The sequence below is a fragment of the Kineosporia mesophila genome (assembly GCF_021129235.1).
Classification (GTDB): domain Bacteria; phylum Actinomycetota; class Actinomycetes; order Actinomycetales; family Kineosporiaceae; genus Kineosporia; species Kineosporia mesophila.
In genome coordinates this window covers 43,749-68,963 of sequence record NZ_JAJOMA010000021.1, presented here as the reverse complement: position 1 = coordinate 68,963, position 25,215 = coordinate 43,749, and the positions used below count along the sequence as shown (strand labels likewise).

21 protein-coding genes are annotated in these 25,215 nt (G+C 70.4%); 9 read left to right on the top strand and 12 right to left on the bottom strand.

The annotated features are described in order from the left end of the window. Positions 1–59: 59 nt before the first annotated feature. On the top strand, positions 60–2,354 hold the full coding sequence (locus LR393_RS25795; protein ID WP_231487302.1) for a HelD family protein: 2,295 nt from the start codon (positions 60–62) through the stop codon (positions 2,352–2,354). Between the two features lie 165 nt (positions 2,355–2,519). Beyond that, complete coding sequence (locus tag LR393_RS25790) at positions 2,520–3,593, top strand: acyltransferase family protein (protein ID WP_231487301.1); 1,074 nt, start codon at positions 2,520–2,522, stop codon at positions 3,591–3,593. A 99-nt stretch (positions 3,594–3,692) separates the two neighbouring features. Here LR393_RS25790 and LR393_RS25785 read toward each other — a convergent pair whose 3' ends face one another. After that, a complete protein-coding gene (locus tag LR393_RS25785; protein ID WP_231487300.1) occupies positions 3,693–4,340 on the bottom strand; it encodes a response regulator in 648 nt (215 codons plus the stop codon). After that, the gene (locus LR393_RS25780; RefSeq protein ID WP_231487299.1) at positions 4,325–5,560 is read right to left on the bottom strand and encodes a sensor histidine kinase; all 1,236 of its coding nucleotides are present in this window, start codon (positions 5,558–5,560) and stop codon (positions 4,325–4,327) included. The genes LR393_RS25785 and LR393_RS25780 overlap by 16 nt, the downstream gene beginning before the upstream one ends. Positions 5,561–5,685: 125 nt before the next feature. Between LR393_RS25780 and ilvA the strand changes: the two genes are divergently transcribed. Beyond that, the gene (ilvA, locus tag LR393_RS25775) at positions 5,686–6,912 is read left to right on the top strand and encodes a threonine ammonia-lyase (protein ID WP_231487298.1); all 1,227 of its coding nucleotides are present in this window, start codon (positions 5,686–5,688) and stop codon (positions 6,910–6,912) included. On the opposite strand, the gene LR393_RS25770 is transcribed toward ilvA, so the two are convergent. Beyond that, a complete protein-coding gene (locus LR393_RS25770) occupies positions 6,878–7,645 on the bottom strand; it encodes a phosphatase PAP2 family protein (protein WP_231487297.1) in 768 nt (255 codons plus the stop codon). The genes ilvA and LR393_RS25770 overlap by 35 nt on opposite strands. A gap of 211 nt (positions 7,646–7,856) precedes the next feature. Here LR393_RS25770 and LR393_RS25765 point away from each other — a divergent pair, with 211 nt between their 5' ends. Then, positions 7,857–9,539 carry a serine/threonine protein kinase gene (locus LR393_RS25765; protein ID WP_231487296.1) on the top strand — a complete coding sequence of 561 codons (1,683 nt, stop codon included), beginning with the start codon at positions 7,857–7,859 and terminating at the stop codon, positions 9,537–9,539. 95 nt (positions 9,540–9,634) lie between these two features. After that, positions 9,635–12,121, top strand: a complete 2,487-nt coding sequence (locus LR393_RS25760; protein ID WP_231487295.1) for a serine/threonine protein kinase — start codon at positions 9,635–9,637, stop codon at positions 12,119–12,121. Between the two features lie 26 nt (positions 12,122–12,147). On the opposite strand, the gene LR393_RS25755 is transcribed toward LR393_RS25760, so the two are convergent. Together LR393_RS25755 and LR393_RS25750 are read right to left on the bottom strand one after the other, a co-directional pair. Beyond that, positions 12,148–12,987 (bottom strand): hypothetical protein, encoded by an 840-nt coding sequence (locus LR393_RS25755; protein WP_231487294.1) that lies wholly within the window; start codon positions 12,985–12,987, stop codon positions 12,148–12,150. A gap of 95 nt (positions 12,988–13,082) precedes the next feature. After that, entirely contained in the window at positions 13,083–14,942 is a 1,860-nt protein-coding gene (locus LR393_RS25750) for a serine/threonine-protein kinase (RefSeq protein ID WP_231487293.1), read from the bottom strand. A 17-nt stretch (positions 14,943–14,959) separates the two neighbouring features. On the opposite strand from LR393_RS25750, the gene LR393_RS25745 reads away from it, so the two are divergent. Then, positions 14,960–15,550, top strand: coding sequence for an RNA polymerase sigma factor (locus LR393_RS25745; RefSeq protein ID WP_231487292.1), 591 nt, complete (start codon positions 14,960–14,962; stop codon positions 15,548–15,550). 16 nt (positions 15,551–15,566) lie between these two features. Here LR393_RS25745 and LR393_RS25740 read toward each other — a convergent pair whose 3' ends face one another. Next, entirely contained in the window at positions 15,567–15,971 is a 405-nt protein-coding gene (locus LR393_RS25740; RefSeq protein ID WP_231487291.1) for a hypothetical protein, read from the bottom strand. Positions 15,972–16,191: 220 nt separating this feature from the next. On the opposite strand from LR393_RS25740, the gene trpB reads away from it, so the two are divergent. Genes trpB through LR393_RS25725 form a run of 3 tightly spaced genes read left to right on the top strand, consistent with a single transcriptional unit; the run spans position 16,192 to position 18,938 of the window. Further along, entirely contained in the window at positions 16,192–17,373 is a 1,182-nt protein-coding gene (gene trpB, locus LR393_RS25735; RefSeq protein ID WP_231487290.1) for a tryptophan synthase subunit beta, read from the top strand. After that, positions 17,370–18,185 carry a tryptophan synthase subunit alpha gene (gene trpA / locus LR393_RS25730; protein ID WP_231487289.1) on the top strand — a complete coding sequence of 272 codons (816 nt, stop codon included), beginning with the start codon at positions 17,370–17,372 and terminating at the stop codon, positions 18,183–18,185. Before trpB ends, trpA begins: the two co-directional genes overlap by 4 nt. A gap of 9 nt (positions 18,186–18,194) precedes the next feature. Further along, positions 18,195–18,938, top strand: a complete 744-nt coding sequence (locus LR393_RS25725) for a GntR family transcriptional regulator (RefSeq protein WP_231487288.1) — start codon at positions 18,195–18,197, stop codon at positions 18,936–18,938. 3 nt (positions 18,939–18,941) lie between these two features. Here LR393_RS25725 and LR393_RS25720 read toward each other — a convergent pair whose 3' ends face one another. From LR393_RS25720 to LR393_RS25695, 6 genes are all read right to left on the bottom strand, one after another. Then, a complete protein-coding gene (locus LR393_RS25720) occupies positions 18,942–20,579 on the bottom strand; it encodes a solute symporter family protein (RefSeq protein ID WP_231487287.1) in 1,638 nt (545 codons plus the stop codon). Positions 20,580–20,587: 8 nt separating this feature from the next. Further along, positions 20,588–20,932, bottom strand: a complete 345-nt coding sequence (locus LR393_RS25715) for a DUF485 domain-containing protein (RefSeq protein ID WP_231487286.1) — start codon at positions 20,930–20,932, stop codon at positions 20,588–20,590. Between the two features lie 347 nt (positions 20,933–21,279). Continuing rightward, entirely contained in the window at positions 21,280–22,773 is a 1,494-nt protein-coding gene (locus tag LR393_RS25710) for a sodium/solute symporter (RefSeq protein WP_231487285.1), read from the bottom strand. Continuing rightward, the gene (locus LR393_RS25705; protein WP_231487284.1) at positions 22,770–23,189 is read right to left on the bottom strand and encodes a hypothetical protein; all 420 of its coding nucleotides are present in this window, start codon (positions 23,187–23,189) and stop codon (positions 22,770–22,772) included. Before LR393_RS25705 ends, LR393_RS25710 begins: the two co-directional genes overlap by 4 nt. Next, positions 23,186–23,926, bottom strand: coding sequence for a LytR/AlgR family response regulator transcription factor (locus LR393_RS25700; protein WP_231487283.1), 741 nt, complete (start codon positions 23,924–23,926; stop codon positions 23,186–23,188). Before LR393_RS25700 ends, LR393_RS25705 begins: the two co-directional genes overlap by 4 nt. An 11-nt stretch (positions 23,927–23,937) precedes the next feature. Beyond that, positions 23,938–25,125 carry a sensor histidine kinase gene (locus tag LR393_RS25695; protein ID WP_231487282.1) on the bottom strand — a complete coding sequence of 396 codons (1,188 nt, stop codon included), beginning with the start codon at positions 25,123–25,125 and terminating at the stop codon, positions 23,938–23,940. Positions 25,126–25,215 lie beyond the last annotated feature (90 nt).

Sequence of the window (25,215 nt, the reverse complement as noted above, 5' to 3'; positions counted from 1 at the left end):
AGGTCGGGGCACCGGACGCCGGGGCGCCCCGCACGGTGAGCAGTGGGCGAACAGGTGGGATGACGAACATGGGAGTCGACGGCGTGGGCGATGCCGCCGGTGGAACGCAGAATGCCACCGAACGTGAGGTGTCACAGGAGCAGTCCTACGTTGACGTGCTCTACGGGCGCCTCGACGACATCCGGTCCCGGGCCGAGATGACCCTCGACGACCTGCGCAGGTCGTCGTCGTCGAACACCCCGGCCGGCCGGGCCGAGAAGGATGCCTTCGACGCCCTGCACACGGAGCGCCTGGCCCAGCTCGGCGCGGTCGAGGACCGGCTGGTGTTCGGCCGTCTCGACATGACCGGCGGTGAGCGCCGCTACGTGGGTCGCATCGGCATGTCCGACGAGGCGCAGCTCCAGCTCCTGGTCGACTGGCGGGCACCCGCCGCGGCGGCGTTCTACCAGGCCACGGCCGCTTCGCCGAGTGGTGTGGCGCGCCGTCGGCACCTGGCCACGCGCGGTCGCACGGTGACGGGTATCGACGACGAGCTGCTCGACGCGTCCGGCCTGAACGCCGACGACCTGACCACCGTGACCGGTGACGGCGCTCTGATGACGGCGCTCACCGAGCACCGCACCGGCAAGATGCGCGACATCGTCGCCACCCTGCAGTCCGAGCAGGACGAGATCGTCCGCGCCCCGCTGACCGGGGTGCTGGTCGTGCAGGGTGGTCCGGGTACCGGCAAGACCGCGGTCGCCCTGCACCGCGCGGCCTACCTGCTCTACACCCACCGGGAGCGCATCGCGAAGAGCGGTGTGCTGGTGGTCGGCCCGTCCCCGGTGTTCCTGCGATACATCGAGCGGGTGCTGCCGTCGCTGGGAGAGACCGGCGTGGTGCTCTCCACCCCGGGCCAGATCTTCCCGGGCGTCGAGGCGACCAAGGTCGACCGGCCCGAGGTGGCCGTGCTCAAGGGCGACCTGCGGATGGCCCGGGTGATCCGGGAGGCGGTGCGCCAGCGTCAGCTGCTGCTGCCGAAACCGATCCCGATGAGCCTCGACGGTGACCAGATCACCTTGCGCCCGGCCGCTGTGGCCGAGGCGCGCTCGCGGGCCCGGCAGAACGGCCGGCCGCACAACGAGGCCCGCAACACGTTCGTGAAGCACCTGCTCGACGACCTGGCCGGACAGCTGGCCCGGTCCCGGCGCCTGGAGAACGACCCGGAGACCCGGCAGGACCTGATCCCCGAGCTGCGCGACAGCATCGACGTGCGGCGTGAGATCAACCTGCGCTGGATGCCGCTGTCGGCCGAGTCGTTCCTCGACAAGCTGTTCTCCAGCCCGGCCCGGCTGCGGGCGGCGGCCGAGGGCAAGCTCTCGAAGGCCGAGTCGCGGCTGCTGCTGCGCGAGTCCGGCAGCCCGTGGACCCAGGCCGACATGCCGCTGCTCGACGAGGTCGCCGAGCTGATCGGGGCCGACGTGACGGTGAGCGCCACCGCGGCCCGGGAACGGGCCCGTGCGGCGGCCGAGCGTGCCGAGGCGGTGCGCTACGCCCAGGGCGTTCTGCAGATGTCCGGTGAGGCGTCGGCGATGATGACGGCCGACATGCTGGCCGACCGGTTCGAGGGCCCGGGCGGCAGCCTGACCGTCGCCGAGCGGGCGCGCGACGACCGCACCTGGACCTACGGGCACGTCGTGGTGGACGAGGCCCAGGAGGTCTCGCCGATGTTCTGGCGCACGCTGGCCCGCCGGGTGCCGACCCGGTCGATGACGGTGGTCGGCGACCTGGCCCAGACCAGCTCCGCGGCCGGCGCCACCACCTGGGCCGAGGCGCTGGACACCATTGCCAAAGACCGCTGGCGGGTGGCCGAGCTGACCGTGAACTACCGCACGCCGGCCAAGATCATGCGCCCGGCGGCGGCCATGCTGACCACCGAGGGCATCAGCGTGCGGCTGCCCGAGTCGGCCCGTGAGGGCGACTGGGACCCGTCCCGGTTCCGGGTCGGCCGCACCACCGACGAGCTCGTCCAGGCTGTGCTCGAGGCCCTGACCGCCGACGACAAGGCGCTCGGCGGCGGCCAGTTCGCGGTGATCCTGTCGAGGGAGGCCGTGAACGGCGAGGTTTCCGAGCGGGTGCGTAAGTCGCTGCTGGCGCCGGAGTTCGCGGTGCCGGCCGAGCGGGTGTCGGTGCTCAGCGTCGACGACGTGAAGGGGCTGGAGTACGACGCGGTCACCGTGGTCGACCCGGCGGGCATCATCGCCGCCTCGCGGCGTGGGGCCAGCGATCTGTACGTCGCCCTGACCCGGCCGACCCAGCGCCTCTCGATCGTTCATCACGGTGATCTTCCGGAAGGCCTTGATGGCCGGTCGTGACCAGCAGTTCGAGGTAGTCACGACGGTGTGACAGCACTGGGCCGAACCCGTGACTCCCGTCGAAATCACCGGTGAATCTGCTTCTGGATCCGGTGATGAAGGAGTACACACTTGTGGCGGGGAGTCAGAAGATTCCCGATCAGCCCAGTGATCTCGAGGACCCAGATGTCGCGTCGCCCCGCGCTCGACGGCCTGCGGGCCTTCGCCGTGCTGGCCGTGATGGCCTTCCACACCTCACCGGCCGCGCACGGGGGCTTCCTCGGGGTGGACGTCTTCTTCGTCATCAGTGGGTACCTGATCACGGCCCTGCTGCTGCGGGAGTGGACGCGCACGGGCCGGATCGACCTGCGGCAGTTCTACCTGCGCCGGGGGCTGCGCCTGCTGCCGCCGCTGGTGTTCATGCTGGTCATCACCCTGCCGTTCGCGGTGACGGGGATGCACTACGACCTCACGATCAACCCGTTGGTGGCGGTGCTGAGCGTGCTTCTGTACGTGGCGAACTGGGCGAACGTGTGGGTGAACGAGGGAACCGGGATCTGGACGCACACCTGGTCGCTGTCGATCGAGGAGCAGTTCTACCTGATCTGGCCGGTGGTGCTGATCGCTGTGCTGGTGAAGCGCCGCAAGGCGCCGGCCTTCGGCCTGGCCGCCCTGATCGTGGTCGTCATCATCACCCGCTGGCTGAGTGTGCAGCACTCGGACACCACGCTCTGGGTCTACTACGCCACCACCTCGCACTGTGACGGCCTGCTGCTCGGCAGCCTGATGGCCGTGCTGCTCCAGAACCGCGAGACCCTGGTGCACCGGTCCGAGACCGTGGCCTGGGTGGGCGTGCTGGGCCTGGCGGCGCTGTTCGCCACCTCGTACATCGAGGCCGCCAACACCTACCACTGGCGTCTGCCGCTGGCCGCGCTGCTCAGCGCGATGGTCGTGCACCACCTGGTCACCCGCACCGACGGGGCGATGGTGCGCCTGCTCTCGCTGAAACCGTTCGTCGCGGTCGGGATGGTCTCGTACGGCCTCTACCTGTACCACTTCCCGGTCTTCATGATCATTCAGCACCAGGGGTACCCGCACCTGGTGCAGCACTCCCTCGAGATCTCGGTGACCGTGGCGCTGACCGTCTTCTCGTGGTTCCTGGTGGAGAAGCCCGCACTCCGGCTGAAGGATCGTCTCGCCGCCGGTGGCCGCGTGGTGCTGCCCGCCCCGGCCGGGGCAGTCGGCGAGCAGATCGCCTGAGCCCGGGCATGCGGTGGGCCCGGCGAAGAGGCCAGACCGAATGCTGAAGCTCTACCCGGCCGCCGGCAACCTGCACATCCCGTTCGTCGCCCGGCTCCGTCAGTCGGCGTGCAGGTAGGCGAGAACCGCCAGCACCCGGCGGTTGTCGTCCGCGGCCAGGGGCAGGTCCAGCTTGGTGAAGATGCTGTTGGTGTGCTTGCCCACGGCCTTCTCCGACACGAACAGCCGGGCGGCGATCGCGGCGTTGGACCGGCCCTGGGCCATCAGCGCCAGTACCTCCCGCTCGCGCTCGGTGAGGCGCTCCAGCGGTGCCTCACGCTGGGCCCGGCTCAGGATGCTCGACACCACCTGCGGGTCGAGCACCGTGCCGCCGTCGGCCACCTGCTGCACCGCCTCGACGAACGCCTTCACATCGGTGATGCGGTCTTTCAGCAGGTAGCCGATGGCGCCCTGGCCGGAGGCGAGCAGTTCCTTGGCGTAGAGCTGCTCCACGTACTGGCTCAGCACCAGCACCGGGAACGACGGCCGCCGGCGCCGGATCTCGACGGCCGCCATCAGCCCCTCGTTGGTGAAGCTGGGCGGCAGCCGCACGTCGAGCACGGCGATGTCGGCGTCTTTCGTCTCCAGCTCCTGCAGCAGGGTCTGGGCGTTGTCGACGGCCGTGACCACTTCGAAGTCGTGCGCCTCGAACAGCCGGATCAGCCCGTCGCGCAGCAAGGCCAGATCCTCGGCTATGACGACGCGCACGGCACCTCCACGATGACGCTTGTCGGGCCCCCGGCGGGGCTGTCGATCACCAGTGTGCCGTCGAACGCGCGCAGCCGCCGGGCCACCCCGGCCAGCCCGGAACCGGAACCCAGAACGGCCCCGCCGACCCCGTCGTCCCCAATTTCTGCTCGGAGCCGACCCTCCCGGAGCGCGAGGGTGACCCAGGCCCGCTGGGCACCAGCGTGTTTCACCACGTTGGCCAGGGCCTCGGCAATGGCGAAGTAGACCGCGGTCTCGATCGGGGCCGGAATCGGCCCGGGCAGGTCGGCCGACAGCCTGACCGGCAGCGCGAGCTGCACCGCGAGGGCCTCGACCGCCCCCGTCAGCCCCCGGTCGGCCAGCACCGGCGGGTGGATGCTGCGCACCACGCCGCGCAGGTCTTCGAGCGCATCGGTGGTCGCCTGCCGGGCCTCGGCCAGCAACGCCGCGGCGGCCTCCGGATTGCGGTGCAGAAGCTGTTCCGCCAGGCCGATGTTCATCCCCAGCGAGACGATGCGGGCCTGGGCGCCGTCGTGCAGGTCACGTTCGATGCGCCGGATCTCGGCGGCCGAGTGGTCGATCGACTCGGCCCGCGACTCCGCCACCGCCGCGACGCGCCGTTCCAGCTGGGCCGTGAGCGTGTTGCCGTACATGGCCAGGGTGGTGATGGCCCGCACCATCGACAGCACCGGGGTGAGGATCCACCACAGGGCCATCTCGAGCGAGATCGGCAGCAGCCACCAGGGGTTCCTGAAAACCAGGGCGAGCACCACGTGGGCGATCACCCCGGCCGGCAGGCTGACCACGACGAGCGACATCACGAAGCCACCGGTCGAGGCGAACGCCATGAAGGCCAGGTCGAGCCAGCGCCGCGAGTCTTGCAGCCAGGTCCACGGACGGGACCAGACCGCGGCCAGACCGGTCAGTTTCGACTGTTTGTAGTCGGGCACCTCGACCGGCTGACGCAGCGCCGCACCGGCCAGGTAACGGTGCAGGCGGCCGAGCTGTGCCGCCGCCGGCACGGCCAGGTAGAGCAGCAGGAGCCCGGCCAGCACCGTCGCGGTCGGCCAGCCCACCACGATGAAGACGAAGAAGACCATGCAGGGCACGGCCAGGACGACGTGGGCCAGTTCGAGCAGCCAGATGCGACCCCGGTCGACGAGGCCCTCCTCGTCGAACCGGAGCAACGGAACCCGGCGCAGGCCGCGGTCGCCCCACATGGCCCCCAGTCTCCCCTCTTTTCCGCGGCTCTTTTTCCAAGATCAGGCAGAGGGCTTCTGGACGAGGTGACTGGCGGACGCGGTCGGCTCACGACCGCCCGTGCGGGCGTGCAAGTATTCCGTTCATGCCCGTCGAGGACCGCGTCCTGCCCGTGACCGTTGCCGACGTCGAGGCGGCGGCCCAGTTGCTCGAACCGGTGATCCGGCGTACGCCGGTGGTACGCAGCCGCGCCCTGTCCGACCTGCTCGGCGGCCCGGTCTACCTGAAGTGCGAGAACCAGCAGCGTGCCGGTTCGTTCAAGATCCGCGGCGCTTACACCCGGATGGCCCGGCTCTCCGACGAGGAGAAGGCCCGCGGCGTGGTCGCGGCCAGCGCCGGCAACCACGCCCAGGGGGTGGCGCTCGCCGCCCGCCTGCTCGGGATCGAGTCCCGGGTCTACATGCCGGTCGGGGCGCCGCTGCCCAAGCTCGACGCCACCCGCGGTTACGGCGCCGAGGTGGTGCTCACCGGCAGCACCGTGGACGAGTGCCTGTCGAGTGCCCTGGCGCACGCCGAGTCCAGCGGCGCGGTGATGATCCACCCGTTCGACCACCCCGACGTGGTGGCCGGTCAGGGCACCATCGCCCTGGAGCTGCTGGAACAGCAGCCCGAGGTGAAGACCGTGCTGGTCAGCACCGGTGGCGGGGGTCTGCTGGCCGGCGTGGCAACCGTGATCAAGGCCCGCCGCCCGGACATCCGGGTGATCGGCGTGCAGGCCCAGACCGCCGCCGCCTACCCTCCCTCGCTGGCTGCCGGTAAGCCCGAGTCGCTGCCCTCGATGAGCACCATGGCCGACGGCATCGCGGTCGGCCGCCCCGGGGACGTGCCGTTCACGATCGTCGACAACCTGGTGGACGAGGTGGTCACCGTCGACGAGGAGACCATCTCCCGGGCCCTGATCCTGATGCTGGAACGGCAGAAGCTGCTGATCGAGCCGGCCGGCGCGGTGGCCGTCGCGGCCCTGCTCGGTGGGCAGCTGGAGATCGAGACCCCGGCCCTGGCCGTGCTCTCCGGCGGGAACGTCGACCCGCTGCTGCTCATGCGCCTGATCCGGCACGGCCTGGCCTCGTCCGGGCGGTACCTGCGGCTCCAGGTCCGGGTTCCCGATTCCCCGGGCTCGCTGGCCGCGCTGCTCATGCGCCTGGCCACCACCGACGCCAACGTGATGGAGGTCGAGCACGTGCGCACCGGCCCGCACACCCCGGTGAACGAGGTCGAGGTGGCGCTCTGGCTGGAGACCCGGGGCCCGGCCCACTGCGAGCAGGTGGTGGCCGACCTCACGGCTGCCGGGTACCAGCCTCAGCGGGACTGACGAGCCCGGTGGGGTGGCGGCCCGCCTCGACCCTGGCCGTCCCCGCCCTGGCCGTCACCGCCCAGGCCACGGCGACCACCAGCCACCCCGCCAGCACGTCGAGCGTCCAGTGGTTGGCGGTGCCGACGACGACCAGGGCGGTCAGGACGGCATGACCCCAGCCCAGCGCCCTCAGCGGCCGGTTCGCGGTGATCAGCCGGACGGCCAGCGCCACCCACAGCGCCCAGCCGGCGTGCATCGAGGGCATGGCCGCGAGCTCGTTGGTCAGCCGTCCCATCGAGGCGGGCAGCGAGTCACCGTGGCTCCACCAGCCCAGATGTGAGCTGGTGGCCACCACATCGGTGTAGCCCGGCAGGAACCGGGGCGGTGCGGTGGGCAGGGTGAGGTAGACCGCCAGCGCGATCACCGTGGCCAGCACCAATGCGTTGCGGGCCGGCCGGTAGGGCCGCGGGCCGCTGAACCAGAGCGCCACCAGCACGGCCGCGGTGACCACGTAGTGCGCGGCGGCGTAGTAGAAACTCGCGCTGACACCGAGCCATTCGTGATGCGCGGCGAACCGGTTGAGCCCCAGCTCGAGGTCGAGCCCGGTGAACCTCTCGAACGACAGCAGCGACCTCGAACGCTTCAGGGCTGGGTGCAGATCGGCCGACGCCAGCAGCCGGGACAGCGAGTAGAGCCCCCAGAGTGCGCCCAGCAGAACGAGTTCCCGAACGCCTTGCCACGCGCGGACCATGCCGCCACCGCCCCCTCGAACCGAAGCGGGCCGACGTCCACCATTGCCCGCCTGCTCGGCCCACGGCCAGTGAACCATGCGTAATCGCTCGACAGCATCAGGGTTCTCCCTGAACCTTTCGGTCACGTCCCGTAGTGACCGGTCGTGATCCACAGGTCACAATGTGGCGGTTTCTGGGGGTTACCCAGCGCGGACTGGCACTATGGCGGTCATGCCTGACGCGACCGAGCTTCGCACCGGCGACCCCGAGCAGGTCGCGGGCTACCGCATTGTTCGCCGCCTCGGTCAGGGTGGTCAGGGAGTCGTCTTCCTCGCACTCGGCGCCGACGGCCAGAAGGTCGCCATCAAGCAGCTGCGCCAGGTGGAGGACAAGCAGGCGCGACGGCAGTTCGCCAAGGAGGTCGCCGCCGCCCGGCGGGTCGCCCCGTTCTGCACCGCGCGGGTGATCTCGTTCGACCTGGACGGCGAAAAGCCACACGTGGTAAGCGAGTTCATTGAAGGCCCGTCGTTGCAGCGTCTGGTGCGCGACTCCGGCCCGATGACCGGCACCCGCCTCGAGCGACTGGCGATCGGCACCGTCACCGCACTCGCCGCCATTCACCAGGCGGGTGTCGTGCACCGCGACTTCAAGCCGGCCAACGTGATGGTCTCGCCGGACGGCCCGCGGGTGATCGACTTCGGTATCGCCCGCGACATGTCCAGCGAGACCACGGTCACCAGCCGGATTTTCGGGACCCCGGCCTACATGGCGCCGGAGCAGATCCGCAACGAGCGGGTGAGCCCGCAGACCGACATGTTCGCCTGGGCGTCGGTGGTCGCGTTCGCCGCCACCGGCCGGGCCCCGTTCGACGCCGGGCACATGATGGCCGTGGTCCACCGCATCACCACGATGGAGCCGATTCTCGACGGGGTGCCGGACGCCCTCGTCGACGTGCTCCTCAAGTGTCTGGCCAAGGACGCGAAGCAGCGCCCGACCGCTCAGCAGGCCCTCGCGATGCTGCTCGGGCGACCGACACCCGACCAGGACATCCCCAATCCGACCGCCGTGCTGGCCGAAGGCAGCCGTTTCGCGCAGGCGAGCACCGCGGGCAAGACCCATCCGGCGGACGAGACCGTGCCCACCCCGGTGACCCAGCAGGCGAAGCTGAAGCAGGCCAAGTTCGACCAGGCCCAGGCTGCGCAGGTCCAGGTCGCGCCGGCCCAGGTCGCGGAGAAGCCCGTGGCCCCGGTCGCCTCGGTCGCCGGGCCGGACACCCTGCCCACCGCCGTGGGTGTCGAGATCCCGCGCTACGGCACCCCCGTCACGCTGCCCGACGGCTCCCCGCTGTCGGCCCTGCCGCTGCGGAAGAACGGCTTCGGATCTTCTGTCGGGGCGGTGCTGGCCGTGCTGGTGCTCGCGATCGCCCTGGTGGCCGGCGGCGCGATCGTGGTGCGCACGCTCCTGGACCACGATGCGTCGACGCCCACCGGGCAGACAGGCACCCCGGCTCCGGGGCCCACGACCGACGGGCAGCCGACGGACGGTGCCGGGCCGTCGTCCACCGATGATGCGGCCTTCACGCTGCCCGCCTGGGCCGACGGTGTCTGGACCGGCACGGTCATGCAGCCCCTGGGCAAGGTGACCGAGTGGGACGTGACCATCACGCTGGACGCCGACGGGGCCACCGGCCGGATGACCAGTCGTGATCTCGGCTGCGACGGTGTGCTCACCTATCTCTCCGGTAACGGCGACTCGATGCAGATGGCGACGCTGCTGGAGAACGATCTGTGGGACCAGTGCTCCGACCGCAGTTCGGTGAGGTTGCAGCACACGAGCGACAACGAGCTGGTGTTCGACTGGACGGACAGCGAGGCGGACGGCAACAACGCCAACGGAACACTCAGCCCACAGTGACATCCTATTGGCGCAGGGTGACGGAAAACGGTACAGGCGTGGTCGTTCACCCTGAGTACTACTGAATCACGCGCTTCGGATGGCAGACTGCAACGGTGCCTGACATCGCCCCCTTACGTGCCGGAGACCCTGCGCAGGTGGCCGGATACCGGCTCACCGGCCGCATCGGGGCCGGTGGTCAGGGCGTTGTCTACCTCGGTGTTTCCCCCGACGACGAGCGGGTCGCGGTCAAGCTGCTGCGGGTCGAGGACGACCACTCCCGCGCGCTCTTCGCCCGGGAGGTCGCTGCCGCCCGCCGGGTGGCCCCGTTCTGCACGGCGCAGATCATCGGCTTCGAGACCGACGGCCCGTCGCCGTACGTCATCAGCGAGTTCATCGACGGGCCGTCCCTCCAGCAGTACGTCGCCGAGCGCGGGCCCCTGACCGGCACCCGTCTGCAGCGTCTGGCCATCGGCACGTCCACCGCGCTCGCCGCCATCCACCAGGTCGGTGTGGTGCACCGTGACCTCAAACCGGCCAACGTGATGATGTCGCCGGAGGGTCCGCGGGTCATCGACTTCGGCATCGCCCGCGACCTCGCGCAAGACACCACCAAGGTCAGCAAGCTCTTCGGCACCCCGGCCTACATGTCGCCGGAGCAGCTGCGCGCCGAGAAGGTGGGCCCCGCCACCGACATGTTCGCCTGGGGTTCGGTGATGGCCTTCGCCGCCACCGGCCGGGCCCCGTTCGAGGCCAACCACATCATGGCCGCGATCAACAAGATCGCTAACGAGGAGCCGGATCTCACCGGCATACCGCCGGAACTGCTCACCGTTCTGCGGCACTGCTTCAGCAAGGATCCGGCCCGTCGGCCGACCGCCCAGCAGACGCTGTACATGTTGCTGGGGCGGCCCTCCGAGCTCGACACCCCGAACGCGACGATCGTGCTGGCCGAGGCCACGCAGCTGGTCGAGGCCAGTTCCACCGGCCCAACCGTGGGCTACACCTCGGCCCACCCCGACGCCCACCTCACGGCGGTGCACCAGCCGGCGGCGATGGGCGAGACCCGGGTAGACGCATCAATGATGGACGCACCCGGCCTCCCAGCCGCCCCGGTCACCGGCCCGGGTGGCCCGGCGGGGAAGGGCCGGTCCACCGCAGCGTCCGCCGCCGGCGCGGCCGCGGCAGCGGTACCGGGCTCCGGTTCGGACTCCGATCCGGCTGTTGGACACCTGCCGCCGTGGGGCACGTACGCGCCGAACGCACCCGAGCAGCCCCAGTACGGCCAGCCCCAGCACAGCCGGGCCATGTATGTGCAGCCCTCCCAGGGCGCGCCGGGACCGCGGGGGCAGGTTCAGCAGGGCCAGGTTCAGCAGGGGCAGGTTCAGCAGGGCCAGACTCCGCAGAGTGCTTCGTCGTCGAACCAGGGTGCTTCGTCCTCGGGTCAGGGTGTTCCTCCGGCCTATGGCGCCCCTTCGAACCGGGCTGCCTCGCCTTCGAACCGAGCTGCCTCGTCCTCGAACCACGGCAGCCCGCCCTCGAACTACGGCACCTCGCCCTCGAATCACGGTAGCCAGCCCTCGAACTACGGCAGCCAGCCTTCGAATCACGGCGCCTCGTCCTCGAACTACGGCAGCCAGCCTTCGAATCACGGCGCCTCGTCCTCGAACCACGGCAGCCCGCCCTCGAACTACGGCAGCCAGCCTTCGAATCACGGCGCCCCGCCGTCGAATCACGGCAGCCCGCCGCCGAACTTCGGCACCCCGTCGCCGGACTACGGCGTGCTGCCCACGTACGGGGGGCCGTCGGCCTCGGCTCCCGGTCCGGCTCGGCGGGCCGGTGGCGCGGCCGGGCCCCAGCCCTCGAACGGGCCCCAGCCCTCGAACGGGCCCGGCTGGAACGGGTCTCAGCCCCAGCCCCAGGTTTGGGGGGCCGGTAACTCCGGTGTCCCGGCGCCGCGTCAGAAGACGCCGAACCGGGGCCGTTCGGTCGTCCTGGCCACGGCGGCGGCCGTGCTGATCGTGGCCGTGTCCATCGTGGTCCGGGACCGGGCGCTCGACAACGACGTGAGTCAGGACGATTCGTCGAGCAGCAGCTCCGGCAGCGGTTCGAAGGGTGCGCCGGATCCGGCCGGATGTGGTGGGCGCATCAACGTCGGGGCCGATTCTGACTGTGCCACAGATGGTTCGGAGTCCAAGGGGGCGTCTTCGGCCGACGACTACAACGGTGGTACGAACAAGGTCGCGGCCTCCGGCACGCTGCCCTACGGTCTGGGCGGCACCTGGGAGGGTACAGTCTCGCAGCCGCTGGGCAAGGTCTCGAACTTCACCGTGCGCATGGAGCTGACCGGCGGTAGGAAGCGGGCGGGCACGATGAACATGCCCGAGCTGGGCTGTCTCGCGAATCTGACCGTGGAGAACTCGGGTTTCAACACGGCCGAGCTCGACGCGCCGGTGAAGGCCGCGGACGACCCGAACAACGCCTGCGCCCGCAAGGCCGAGGTGATCCTGATCGGGACCAGCGACGACACGATCAGCTACACCTGGACCGACAAGACCGCGGTCGGCAACACGGCGTCGGGCACCCTGACGCGGGTGGACTGAAAGACCCACCCGCGCCGGAGGAACTGTCAGCTCTGCGGTTCCTTGGCGGTACCGACGTCACCGCAGCCCACGCTGTGGGCGATGCGGTAGGTGGCGGAGCCCTCGGCGAAGTCGCCCAGGTCGGTCTTCGTGCCGTTGTCGGCCCGGGCGCCGCCCTCGCTGAGATCGATGCGGGTGCGAGTGATCGTGTAGGCCTTGCCACCGGACTTGTCGGCCTGGTAGCCGGCCAGGTAGAGCTTCCCGTCGACGGCCGGGCAGGCGACCCCGTTGCCGTAACCCGTGAAACCGAGGTCGAAGGTGTACTGCTGGGCGTTCTTGTTCTGGGTCTTCACGATCTTGCAGTCGACCACCGCGTAGAGCGCGGCGCTGCGGTTGGTGCTGAGCAGGATGATCGCCGAGCCGTCACTCAGCCGGTTGGCCACCGCCGAGCCGGCGCCCGGGCCACCGTTGGTGAACGTGGTGTCGAAAATCGCGCCCGAGGCCGTCTTCACACCGAGCAGCCGGGTGTCGCCGTCGTCGGCCAGCCAGACCTGGTCGGCCTGGCCGTCACCGTCCAGGTCACCCGCCGGGGCCGTTCCGGCGCCGGCCGGGATGTCGGAACCGCCCGCTGCGCAACCCTTGCGGTCCGCGGTCGGCTCGGCGTCGTCCTCTGTTGTGGTGCTTGAGGACGACGTCGAACTCGCGTCGTCGGTGGCGCTGCTCGACGCCTTGGCGGTGCTGACACCGGCCGGGCCGGCGGTGGCGTCGGCCACCGGGGTGGCCGAGGGCGAGCTACAGGCAGCGAGGGTGAGCAGGCCCGCAGGAAGCAGGGCCATCGCCGAGAGAGCCCGGCGGCGACCGGTGTAGGCGGCGCGGGTGGAGATCATGGTCGCTCCTTCCGGATGACGAGCGCCCCAGGGCGGGCGCTGAAACCTTGGATGCGGCGGACACCGGAAAAGTTCGGGGTGTTTTTCCGCCGAGCTCAGTTCCGGGTCGCGGACCCCTCCGAGACCACCAGCTGGTCGATCAGTTGCTCGGGGGAGTGATCGTTGTCGCCGGTGCGGCGGATCTGCATGTAGACGTAGGTGCTGCTGCCCTCCTGGGGCTCCAGGTACGCCTCCTGCACCTGGCCGGTGCCGGTCTCGCAGTCGGTCCAGGTATGGATCTCACCCGTCCACCCGCTGCTGACCTCGAACGGCTTCGCCTTGCCGTCGGTGCACTTGTCGTGGGTGATGGCCTTGACCTTCTTCGGCAGGTTCTTGGAGTCACTCAGCCCGACGAACACACCGTTGATGTTCTGCGTGAGGTCGGACCAGTCCTCGACCCGGTCCGAGAGCAGCAGGCCGTCGGCCTTCGTGGCGGTGAGCCCGATCGTGGTCGGGTTCCAGCCGGACTTCACCAGCTCGGAGCCGAAGACGGGGGGCGCGGTGAGAGTGATCGAACCGCTGGCGTCGGTGACCGTCAGGTCGCGGCCGGCCCGCCACTGCCAGAGCAGTACCGCCCCGATACCGGTGGCCGCGGCCAGGACCACCACGGCCGTCATCGTCGCGATCCAGCGCCCGTGCCCCCGGCCCAGCGGCCGGGCCGGGGTCGTGGAGGGCCTCTGCGTCGCCGCCTGAGCCGGCTGGAACCCCTGGAGAGGGCTGGGAGTCTGCTGGGGTTGGTTGTACTGCTGCCCGGCCCCCTGAGGGGTCTGCGCGTAGCCGCTCTGACTCCACCCCTGGGAGTCCGGCGTCCGGTGCGGGGTGTTCGAGGGAGCGTTCGCGTAGCTGCCCCGGTAACTGTCCTGAGGGGCCGGCTGCCGTCCGGACGGAGGTTGCTGGGTGAACTGGCCCGGGCCGGTGGGGCTGCCCTGGTAGTTCTGCCATCCCGTCCCGGTCCGGGCTGACTGCGGGTCCGGCGTGCCCTGATAGTTCCAGCCCGGCGTCGGGCTGACCGGCTGTGGAAAGGCGGAACCGCCCGTGCCTCCGGGCGTGAACGAGCCCGGCGTCGGGGTGAAGCCCGAACCGCCGTGACCACGCGTCGGGATCGCGGCCACGGTGACGTCATCATCGATGTGGGAGGCCAGCTCGTCGAACCGCGCGGCCAGGCTGGCGGCATCGGGCCAGCGGTTCTCCCGGTCGCTCAGCAGCGTGAGCAGCAGCGTCTCGCGCACCGCGGGGGGCAGGTCGGACGGCAGCTTCTCGCGCAGGACCAGCGAGATCGGGGGCTTCTCGGCCGTCATCAGGTGGTAGGCGAACGCACCCAGGCTGTACACGTCGGCGCGCGGGTCGACGCCGATCTGCGGTTCCATCTGCTCGGGCGCCATGTACCCGGCCGAGCCGACCGACATCGTCACGCCCGAGCCGTGGGCCAGGCTCTTGGCCACTCCCAGGTCGGCCACCAGCAGCCGCTCACCGCCGCCGCGCACCGACGTGATCAGCACGTTCGAGGGCTTCAGGTCGCGGTGCACCACCCCGGCGGAATGCAGCTCGGCCACCCCCCGGGCCACCTCGGCGGTGACACGTAGTGCCTCGGCCAGGGGATAGGCGCCGTCGGCCTTGACCCGATCGGCGAGAGTTCCGCGATCGGCGTACTCCATCACCAGGTAGGGCCGGTCGTCGGCCAGCTCACCGATGTCGAAGACCTGCACGATCCGCTGGGACGCCGCCTGGCGCAGCATGCGGGCCTCGCGCAGGAAGCGTTCGCGCAGGTCAAGGCGGTCGGCCCAGTTGTCGGCCATGACCTTGACAGCGACCTCGGCGTCCAGTGACTCGTCGTGGGCGAGCCACACCACAGCGAAACCACCGGCACCGAGGCGACGGACGGGCCGGTATCGGCCGATCAGCTCGGGCAGAGGCATGGCAGCATCATGCCGCTATGACCGACGTACCCGAAGAGTTCGCTGCCCCTCAGGGCGCCTCTCGACCCGGTAGTGACCGGATCGATATCTTGGCGAGGGCTGCCGCGGCCGGCGATGACGCAGCTCTCAACGATCTCCTCGCCGCCATTCAGCCAGAAGTACTACGCCGGACCGGCAAGATGCTGCCCCATCGGGAAGACGCCGAAGAGGCCGCGCAGGACGCGCTGCTCCAGGTGGCGCGCCGCATCAGCAGCTTCGAGGGCCGCAGTTCGTTCCGCACGTGGCTCTACGTGGTCGTGTCGAACGCCGCCCGGCAGACCTACCGCGACCTGAAGCGCAGGGCGGGCGAGCAGCCCCTCACCGTGGAGGAGCAGGTGCGCCCCGACCCCCGGCGCACGAGCGTGATCGCCGGGTCGCGCATCGACCTGCTGGAGGCTCTGGAGTCGCTGGAGAGCTCGCACCCCCAGCTGGTGCTGCCCTTCGTCTACCGCGACCTGGCCGATCTGGAGTACGAGGAGATCGCCCGGCGTCTCGACCTGCCGCTGGGAACAGTGAAGTCGCGCCTGAACCAGGCGCGACAGGAGGTGCGGCGCCGACTCGTGCGCTGAGCCGACGCCGTCGGGTTCAGAGGTAGAGGTCGATCACGGCGCCGAGCTGGGGCAGGTCCGGACGGGCCTGCTCCGGGGCGGCGCCGGTGTCGGGTTCCAGCGTGCCGGCCGCCCCGCCGGTGCTGCCCGCGCCCGCACTGCTGGTGCTCCGCCGGGCCGTGACATTGCTCGTGGCCGAGCGCTCCTCGTACTGCCGCGTGCGGTTCTCCGTGCTCGTGGCCAGTACCGAGGTCGCCGCCTCGACACCGACCCGGGTCTGCACCGCGCCGGCCAGCTGGCGGGCCGTGTCCGCCGTGCCGTCGGACTTCACCAGGGCACGCAGATCCGTGCGGCTGTTGTGCTGCAGTACGGGGGCATAGCTACTGGCCGTGAGGTGCTGGTTCGCGACCGGCACGATGGTCATCGAGCTCATGGTGCTCACCGCCGCTCCATAGACGTCTGTTCGCTTACCTGCTCTGTCGGTCTCAACTTGAACTTCGGCAGAGAAGTTTCCGGAGTCGGTTCAGATGGCCCAATCAGGCAAGGGTTTTTCCTCAGGGAGGCCCTCCGGGGCCCGGGCCGGTTCCTCAAGATCAGCTCCGACTTCGCGCAAGAGTTCTAGAACTCTTGCGCGAGAGTTCTAGAACTCTTAGGGTCAAGACATGACCCAGACCGCATCCGTCCTGGCCGATCCCGGCGCCGACGGCCGGTTCGGCGCCTTCGGTGGCCGTTACGTACCCGAGGCGCTGATCCCGGCCTGCCGCTCCCTCGAGCGTGAGTTTCGTTCCGCCTGGTCGGATTCGGCGTTCCGCGAGCATCTGACCCGCACGCTGGCCGTCTACGCCGGGCGCCCCACGCCGGTCACGCCCGCCGCCCGGCTCTCCGCCGAACTCGGGGTCACCGTGCTGCTCAAGCGCGAAGATCTCGCCCACACCGGCTCGCACAAGATCAATAATGTTCTGGGGCAAGCACTTCTGGCCCAGCGCAGGGGTTGCACCACCCTGCTGGCCGAGACCGGGGCCGGCCAGCACGGCGTGGCCACCGCCACCGTCGGGGCCCTGCTCGGGCTCGACGTCACGGTGTTCATGGGCGCCAAGGATGTCGAGCGGCAGGCGCTCAACGTGTTCCGGATGGAGCTGCTCGGCGCGAAGGTGGTGCCGGTGACGTCCGGCAGCCAGACCCTCGCCGACGCCACCAGTGAGGCATTCCGGCACTGGGTGGGGCAGTCCGAGACCGCGCACTACTGCATCGGTTCGGTGATGGGCCCGCATCCGTACCCGTGGATGGTGCGGGAGTTCCAGCGGGTCATCGGTGAAGAGGCCCGGGGGCAGTGCGCACAGCTGCTGCCGGCCGGAATTCCGGACGTCGTGGTCGCCTGCGTGGGTGGCGGCTCGAACGCGGCGGGCACCTTCGCCGGGTTCGTCGGCACCTCTGCCCGGCTGGTCGGCGTGGAGGCGGCCGGCGGGGCCTCGATCGGCAACGGCTCGCCCGGCATCCTGCACGGCTTCGAGTCCTACCTGCTGCAGAACGACGATGGGCAGGTGCTGGAGGCGCACTCGGTCTCGGCCGGTCTGGACTATCCCGGTGTCGGCCCGGAGCACGCCCATCTCGCCGACTCCGGCCGCGCCACCTACGTCAGCGCCGATGACGACGAGGTGCTGGCCGCGATGGTGAAACTGGCCCGCACCGAGGGCATTCTCGGCGCCCTGGAGAGCTGTCACGCCGTGGCCTGGGTGCTGCGGGCCGCCGGTACCGACGAACTGCCCACCTCCTCGACGGTTCTGGTGACCCTGTCCGGCCGCGGCGACAAAGACGCCGCCCAGGTGAGGGAACTGCTGAAATGACCACCGTGACCCTCGGGCGTCCACCCTTGGAACGCCACCTGCGCGACCACCGTGACCAGGGCCGCAAGGCCCTCGTGCCCTATGTCACCGCGGGGGTGACACCCGGCTGGACCGGGCTGGTCGAGGCGCTGGCCGACGCCGGGGCCGACGCGATCGAGATCGGGCTGCCCTACTCCGACCCGATGCTCGAGGGCACGACCATCCAGGAGGCCTCACAACGGGCGCTGGATCAGGGCATGACCACCGACCGGGCGCTGGCCGCGGTGGCGGAACTGGACCTGAACGTCCCGCTGGTCGTCATGACCTACAGCAACCTGATCCGGCACCGCGGGGCCGGGGTGTTCTGCGAACGTCTGGCCAGTGCGGGGGTGTCGGGGCTGATCCCCGTCGACACCCCGCTGGACGAGGCGACGCCCCTGCTCGCCGCCGCCCGGTCGCACGGGATCGAGACCGTGCTGATCGTGGCGCCGTCCACCCCACCCGACCGCATCGAAGCGATCGCCGACCAGGGCTCCGGGTTCGTGTACGCGTCCACCGTCATGGGCACCACCGGTGAGCGCACCACGCTCGGTGACCAGGCGGCCGACCTGGCGACCCGGGTACGGGCGGCCACCGACCGGCCGGTGCTGATGGGCTTCGGCATCTCCGGGCCGCAGACCGCGGCGCAGGCGGCCCGGCACGCGGACGGCGTGATCATGGGGGCCGCCGTGATGCGCCGGGTACTGGCGGGAGAGAGCGCGAACGAGGTTGCCGGCCTGGTGCGGGAGGTGCGCACGGCCCTGGACGCGATCATCGAGCCGCGTTGGCCCTAATCTGAGCGGGTGGCAGTTGAACCGAAGTACCGCCGGATCGCCGACGCACTGGCCGAGCGGATTCGCGCCGGGGATTTCGGTGCCGATGGCGCCCTGCCCCCGCAGCGCGTCCTGAGCGACGAGTACAACGTGACGCTGATGACTCTGCGTCAGGCGCTGAAGGCGCTGCAGGACGACGGGCTGATCGAGCAGCGGGCCGGGCGGGGCACCTTCGTGGTTCCCCCCGAGGTCACCCACGACCAGGCCAACCTGCGCAGCCTCGCCGACGAGCTGAACACCCAGGGCGTGCCGCTGCGCACCGAGGTGCTCGACGTGCAGACCGGCAAGCTGCCGCGCGAGGTGGCGATCGAGCTGGGCGTGCCCGCCGAGGCGGCCGCGCTGCGACTGGAGCGGCTACGGTCGGTCCGCGGAATCCCGTTGCTGCACCAGGTCTCCTGGGTCCCGCAGCCGTGGGCCCAGGCGATCGCGGAGGTCGACTTCCGGGTCACCCCGCTCTACGGTGCGATCGGCGAGGCCACCGGAACCCACCCCGAGCGGGCCGAGGAAGCCCTCACCGCCGAGGCCCTGAGCGCCGGTCTGGCCGCGCTCAACTCGACCGCAGAAGGTCGCCCGGCGCTGGTGATGCGCCGGACGACCTTCGACGGAACAGGCCGGGCCTACGTGGTGGACACGGCCACCATCCTCGACGAGCGGTTGCGGATCGTCACCGACCGCCGCACCTCAGAGGTCACGCACACCTGGCGTTTCGGCTGAGGATCAGTGCTCCACGGCCTTCTCGGCACCCGCACCGGTGAGGGAGCGGACCTCCATCTCGGCATACTTCTCCGCCGAGCCGACCTCCTTGCTGGTGATGGTGCCGAGATAGCCGAGCAGGAAGCCGATCGGGATCGACACGATGCCCGGGTTGTCCAGCGGGAACCAGTGGAAGTCGATCCCGGTGTCGGTGATCATCGACAGTGAGGCCCCGGTCTTCGCGTCGATCTTCCCGGAGACCACCGGGGAGAAGATGATCAGCACGATCGCCGAGGTCAGCCCGCCGTAAATGCTCCACAGGGCACCCCGGGTGTTGAACCGCTTCCAGAACAGCGAATAGAGGATCGTCGGCAGGTTGGCCGAGGCCGCCACCGCGAAGGCCAGGGCCACCAGGAAGGCGACGTTCTGGTCCTTGGCGAAGATGCCGCCGACGATCGCGACCGCACCGATGACCACGGCCGTGATCCGCGCGACCCGGACCTCGTCGTCCGCCCGCACCGCACCCTTCTTGATCACGTTCGCGTAGATGTCGTGGGCGAACGACGCGCTCGCGGTGATGGTCAGGCCCGCCACCACGGCGAGGATCGTGGCGAAGGCGACGGCCGCGATCACCCCCAGCAGCAGCGTGCCGCCCAACTCGAAGGCCAGCAGCGGTGCCGCCGAGTTGGCCTTGCCGGGTGCGGCCATGATCTTCTCCGGCCCGACCAGCCAGGCCGCGCCGAAACCGAGCACCAGGGTGAACAGGTAGAAGATGCCGATCAGCCAGATCGCCCAGACCACGCTGCGCCTGGCCTCTTTCGCGTTCGGCACGGTGTAGAAGCGCATCAGTACGTGCGGCAGGCCGGCCGTACCGAGCACCAGGGCCAGGCCGAGCGAGATGAAGTCCAGCTTCGTGGTGTCCGTGAGGCCGTACCGCAGACCGGGTTCCAGCAGCGCGGTGCCTGCCGGGGAGGCCGCGGCGGCGTCACCGAGCAGCGCCGAGAAGTTCAGCCCGGCCTTGCCCAGCACCCAGACGGTCATCAGGGCGGCGCCGATGATCAGCAGCACGGCCTTGATGATCTGTACCCAGGTGGTGCCCTTCATCCCGCCGACCAGCACGTAGACGATCATCAGGATGCCGACGACCGCGATGGTGAGGTTCTGGCCGGCCGAACCGTCCACGCCCAGCAGCAGGTTCACCAGGCCACCGGCACCGGCCATCTGGGCCAGCAGGTAGAAGAAGCTCACCGCCAGGGTCGAGATCGCGGCCGCGGTGCGCACCGGACCCTGTCGCAGGCGGAAGCTGAGCACGTCGGCCATGGTGAAACGGCCGGTGTTGCGCAGGAGTTCGGCCACGAGCAGCAGGGCGACGAGCCAGGCCACGAGGAAGCCGATGGAGTACATGAAGCCGTCGTAGCCGACCGTCGCGATGGCCCCGGCGATACCCAGGAAGCTGGCGGCGGAGAGGTAGTCACCGGCGATCGCGATGCCGTTCTGCCGCCCGGTGAAGGCGCGGCCACCGGCGTAGTAGTCGGCGGCCGTGCGGTTGTTGCGGGAGGCCCGCAGCACGATCGCCAGGGTGATCACGACGAAGACGATGAAGATCGTGATGTTCAGCGCGGGGCTGCCGATGTCACCGGAAGCCGTTGCCGCGGCGGGCATGGGCCACTTCACTCGGTCTCACCGTCCTCGATGTGCGCGCGCAGGCGGTCGGCGGTCGGGTCGAACTCGCGGTCGGCCCAGCGGGCGTAGGCCATGGTGATCGTGAAGGTCGAGACGAACTGCAGCAGACCGATGATCAGGCCGATGTTGACCCGGCCGATGACCTCGGTGCTCATGAAGTCGGGGGCGTAGGCGGAGAGCGCCACGTAGAGGAAGTACCAGGCCAGGAAGACGCCGGTCAGCGGAAAGACGAACCGGCGGAAGCGCGTGCGCAACTCCTGGAACTCGTCGCTCGCCTGCACCTCCTGGTATCCGGTGCCGCCGAGGGGGCGGTCGGGCTGATCGTCGGACATCACAGCTCCTCATATGACTCGGTACGCGTCGATTGCGCAGATGCGCGCTCACTGTGAGCCGGGTCACTCACCTGCCGATAGGGGTGACCGCCGTCACTTCGGTGGATGGTTCCCGGCAGGCGATGTGCGGTGAATGTGAGGGGGGTGAGCGGTCGTCCGGGCACGACGAGTGGCCCCACCCGGGCGGTGCGTGGCAACTCCCTCCCAGCCCTCGCCGTGATTGCCCCCCCAACTCCCCCGTGATCATGCAAAGCCTCCCCAGAGTTCTAGAACTGTGGTTCGGAGAGTTCTAGAACGCCGGGGAGGTTTTGCATGATCACGGAAAGGAGGGCGGGGAGGGTTGTCGGCTACGGCGGGGTGGGGTGGTCGCCTCGGTCCAGGTCGAGGGCTTCCGGGGCGTGCAGTCTCACCATGATCGTGTTCACCCCGGGGGTGCGGCGGGTGCGCAGGGAGACCACCACCATCACCAGGAACGCCGTCGGTACGGTCCAGGCCGCGGGCTGCCCGAGCAGGGCGGCGGGCCAGCCGGACGAGACCGCCCCGGACACCGTCAGCAGCACGGCGGTGCTGGCCAGCAGGCCCCCGACCACCAGCCCGGCCAGCGTTCCGGCCCGGGTCAGGCCCCGCCACCAGATGCCCAGCACCAGCAGGGGGCAGAAGGTGGACGCGGCCAGGGCGAAGGCCAGGGTCACGGTGTCGGCCAGGCCGGTGCGCACGCCGAGCAGCGAGAGCGTGGCCGGGACCAGCACGGCCAGCCCGGCGCCGACCCGGAACCCGCTGACGCTGGTGCGGAAGCGTCCCCGCAGCAGGTCCTGGCTGAGTACGCCGGCGACGGAGATGGTGAGGCCGCTGGAGGTGGACAGGAATGCGGCGAACGCGCCGGCGGTGAGCAGGGCGGTAGCCAGGTCTCCCCAGGGTTCGCCGAGCATCCGGCCGGGCAGCAGGAGCATCATCGAGTCGGGACTGTCCAGCAGGTCGCCGGCGTAGATCCGGCCCAGGGCCCCGTAGACCGGCGGGAACAGGTAGAAGGCGCCGAGCAGGGCGATCACCGAGAGCACCGTGCGGCGGGCGGCCCGGCCGTCGGGGTTGGTGTAGAGCCGCACCAGCACGTGCGGCAGGCCCATCGTGCCGAACAACAGGGCCAGGAGCAGTGAATAGGTGCGGTAGACCGGGTGGTCGCCGCCGCTCAGGGGCTCGGACCACTCAGAACCGGGTACGGACGCGGGGCTCGGGGATCCGTCGGAGTGCCAGGCGATCAGGAGAAGGACGACGGGCAGCGCGATCGCGGTCAGCTTGAGCCAGTACTGGAAGGCCTGCACGAACGTCACCGACCGCATGCCGCCCGCGGTCACGTTCGCCACGACCACCAGCACCGCGATCGCCGTACCGACCCAGCCCGGCGCCCCGGTGGCCGTGCGCAGGGCCAGCCCGGCGCCGAGGAACTGCGGCAGCAGGTAGAGCCAGCCGATACCGACGACGAGAACGGCCGTGACCCGGCGCACTCCGGCCGAGCGCAGGCGGATCTGCGCGAAGTCGGGCAGCGTGTAGGCGCCGCTGCGACGTAGCGGCGCGGCGACCAGCGCCAGCAGCACCAGGTAGCCCGCGGTGTAGCCGATCGAGTACCAGAGCATGTCGCTGCCGGTCGCGAAGATCAGCCCGGCCACCCCGAGAAAGCTGGCGCCGGAGATGTACTCACCGCCGATCGCGGACGCGTTCCAGCGCGGGCTGACCATCCGCGAGGCCACGTAGAAGTCGCTGGTGGTGCGCGACAGGCGCAGGCCGAGGGCGCCTACCAGCAGCGTCGCGGCGCAGACCAGGGCAACGGCGATCCAGGTGCTCACCGGCGCCGCAGGATCTCCGTGAAGTCGCGTTCGGCTCGCTCCACGGCGCGCACGTGCCACCAGGCCGCCACGAACAGCAGCGGGAACACGGCGACCCCGAGCACGATCCAGGCCACCGTCACCGGGCCGACCCGGGTGTCGGCGACCTCGGGCAGGGCCAGGAAGAACAGTGGCAGCCCACCGAGACCCCCCAGCACCACGCCGAGAACCACGAGGGCCGGCCGGAGCTGGGAGCGCAGCAGGGCTTTGAGGTAGACCTCGCCGACCTCGGTCTCCTCGTCGATCTCCCGGGTGGCCGGGCGGATCTCCGGACGCGCGACGGCCGACATCCGCGGGCTGGTCACCCGGACGCGCTCGGTGGCTCGTGCGCGTTCGGTCGCCCGGATCCGGTCGCTCGCCCGCACGCGGTCGGTCATCGGGCGTCCCGGCGGATCAGCAGGTCTTTCACCTGGCGAGTGTGCCGCCGGCTCACGGTCAGGTGGTGGCTGCCGAGCCGCACGTGGAACCGGCCGCCGTCCATCAGCAGCTCGCTCACGTGCCGCATGTTGATCAGGGTGCTGCGGTGGATGCGCACGAAACCGGCGGTGCCCCAGCGGTCCTCCAAAGTGCTCAGGGGCACCCGGATCAGATGGCTGCCCCCGGCCGTGTGCAGCCGCGCGTAGTCGCCCGAGGCCTCGACGAAGAGCACGGTGGAACGCCGCACGAAGCGGGTGACGCCGCCCAGCTCGACCGGGATGTCCTCGTCACGTTCGGGCACCGGAACGGGCACGGCACTCTGTGCCTCCACCGCCCGCCGCACCGCCTCGGCCAGCCGCTGCGCCCGCACCGGCTTGAGCACGTAGTCGACGGCCCGCACGTCGAAGGCCTCCACGGCGTGCTGCTCATAGGCGGTGACGAAGACCAGGTGCGGGCGGGAGCTGTAGCGGGCCAGCACCCGGGCCAGGTCCAGGCCGTTCAGCCCGGGCATGGAGATGTCGCAGAACAACACGTCGACCTGCTCGGTCTCGAGGACGCGCAGGGCCTGGGCACCACTGTCGGCGGTCAGCACCCGGCCGATGCGGTCGTCCGAACCCAGCAGCCAGGCCAGTTCGGACAGGGCCGGGGGCTCGTCGTCCACCACCAGGGCGCGAAGCGGGCTCGGCGTCGTTGCCATAACGGATGAGCCTATGGGCCGGGCGGCCCCGCGTGAACTCCCGGAGCGTATTTCGGTACCCGGAAACTCACCTTTGTGCCCGCCCCCGGTGCCGTCTCCACCACCAGACCGCACCGGTCGCCGAACACCTGGCGCAGCCGGGCATCGACATTTCCCAGCCCGACCGACTCCCCGCTCTGCCCGGCCAGGATCCGCCCGATCAGCACCGGATCGGCGCCCACCCCGTCGTCCTCCACCCAGATCAGCGCGTCGGCGCCGGAGTCGGCGGCCCCCAGGGTGATCAGGCCGCCGCCCTCCTTGGCCTGCAGACCGTGCCGCACGGCGTTCTCGACCAGCGGCTGCACCGACAGGTAGGGCACGGCGACCGGCAGCACCTCCGGCGCCACCCGCAGCCGCACGCGCAGCCGTTCGCCGAACCGGGCCTGCTCCAGCACCAGGTAGCGCTCGATGTTGCGCAGCTCGTCGGCCAGCGTGGTGAACTCGCCGCCGGTCCGGAAGGCGTAGCGGGTGAAGTCGGCGAACTCCAGCAGCAGTTCCCGGGCCCGTTCCGGGTCGGTGCGCACGAACGAGGCGATCGCGGCCAGGGAGTTGTAGACGAAGTGCGGGCTGATCTGGGCCCGCAGCGCCCGCACCTCGGCCTCGATCGCCCGGGTGCGCGAACGGTCGAGCTCGGCCAGCTCGATCTGGGTGGACACCCAGATCGCCACCTCACCGGTCGCCCGCACCAGGGCCGCGCTGGCCGCGCCGCCGTAGGCGATCAGGGCCCCGACCACGGTCTCCCCGCTGATCAGCGGGGCCACCACGGCACTGCGCAGCGGGCAGTCGAGCACCCGGCAGGGCTGGTCCCCGTCGATCTGGGCGGCGTCGAGCACGCTGGTGCGGCCGCTCGCGATCACCCCGGCCGCATGTCGTTGCGCGTGTTCGCGGTGGTGCACCCCCTCGCCGTCCCACGCCAGCAACCGGGAGCCATCGGCGAGGGCGACCGCCGGGGTGCCCAGAAGCGTCCGCAAATGACGGATCGCCAGCTGGGCGCTCTCGGGTGTGAGCCCGTCCCGCAGAGGTGGGGCCGCCAGCGAGGCGGTGTGCAGGGTGTCGAAGGTGGCGCGCTCGGCCGGGGTGCCGAGGTCGGGGCTGCGCCGGCGAAAGGAGAACACGCTGATCATCAGTACCACCACGACGACGAACACCCCAGCCGTCATGCGAGCACGTCAGTGGGTGGGGTACAGGCAAAGAGCATCAACAGAGGACGCGTGTGGCTCCCGGCCACCCGTGGTTCAGCAGGAAAACGA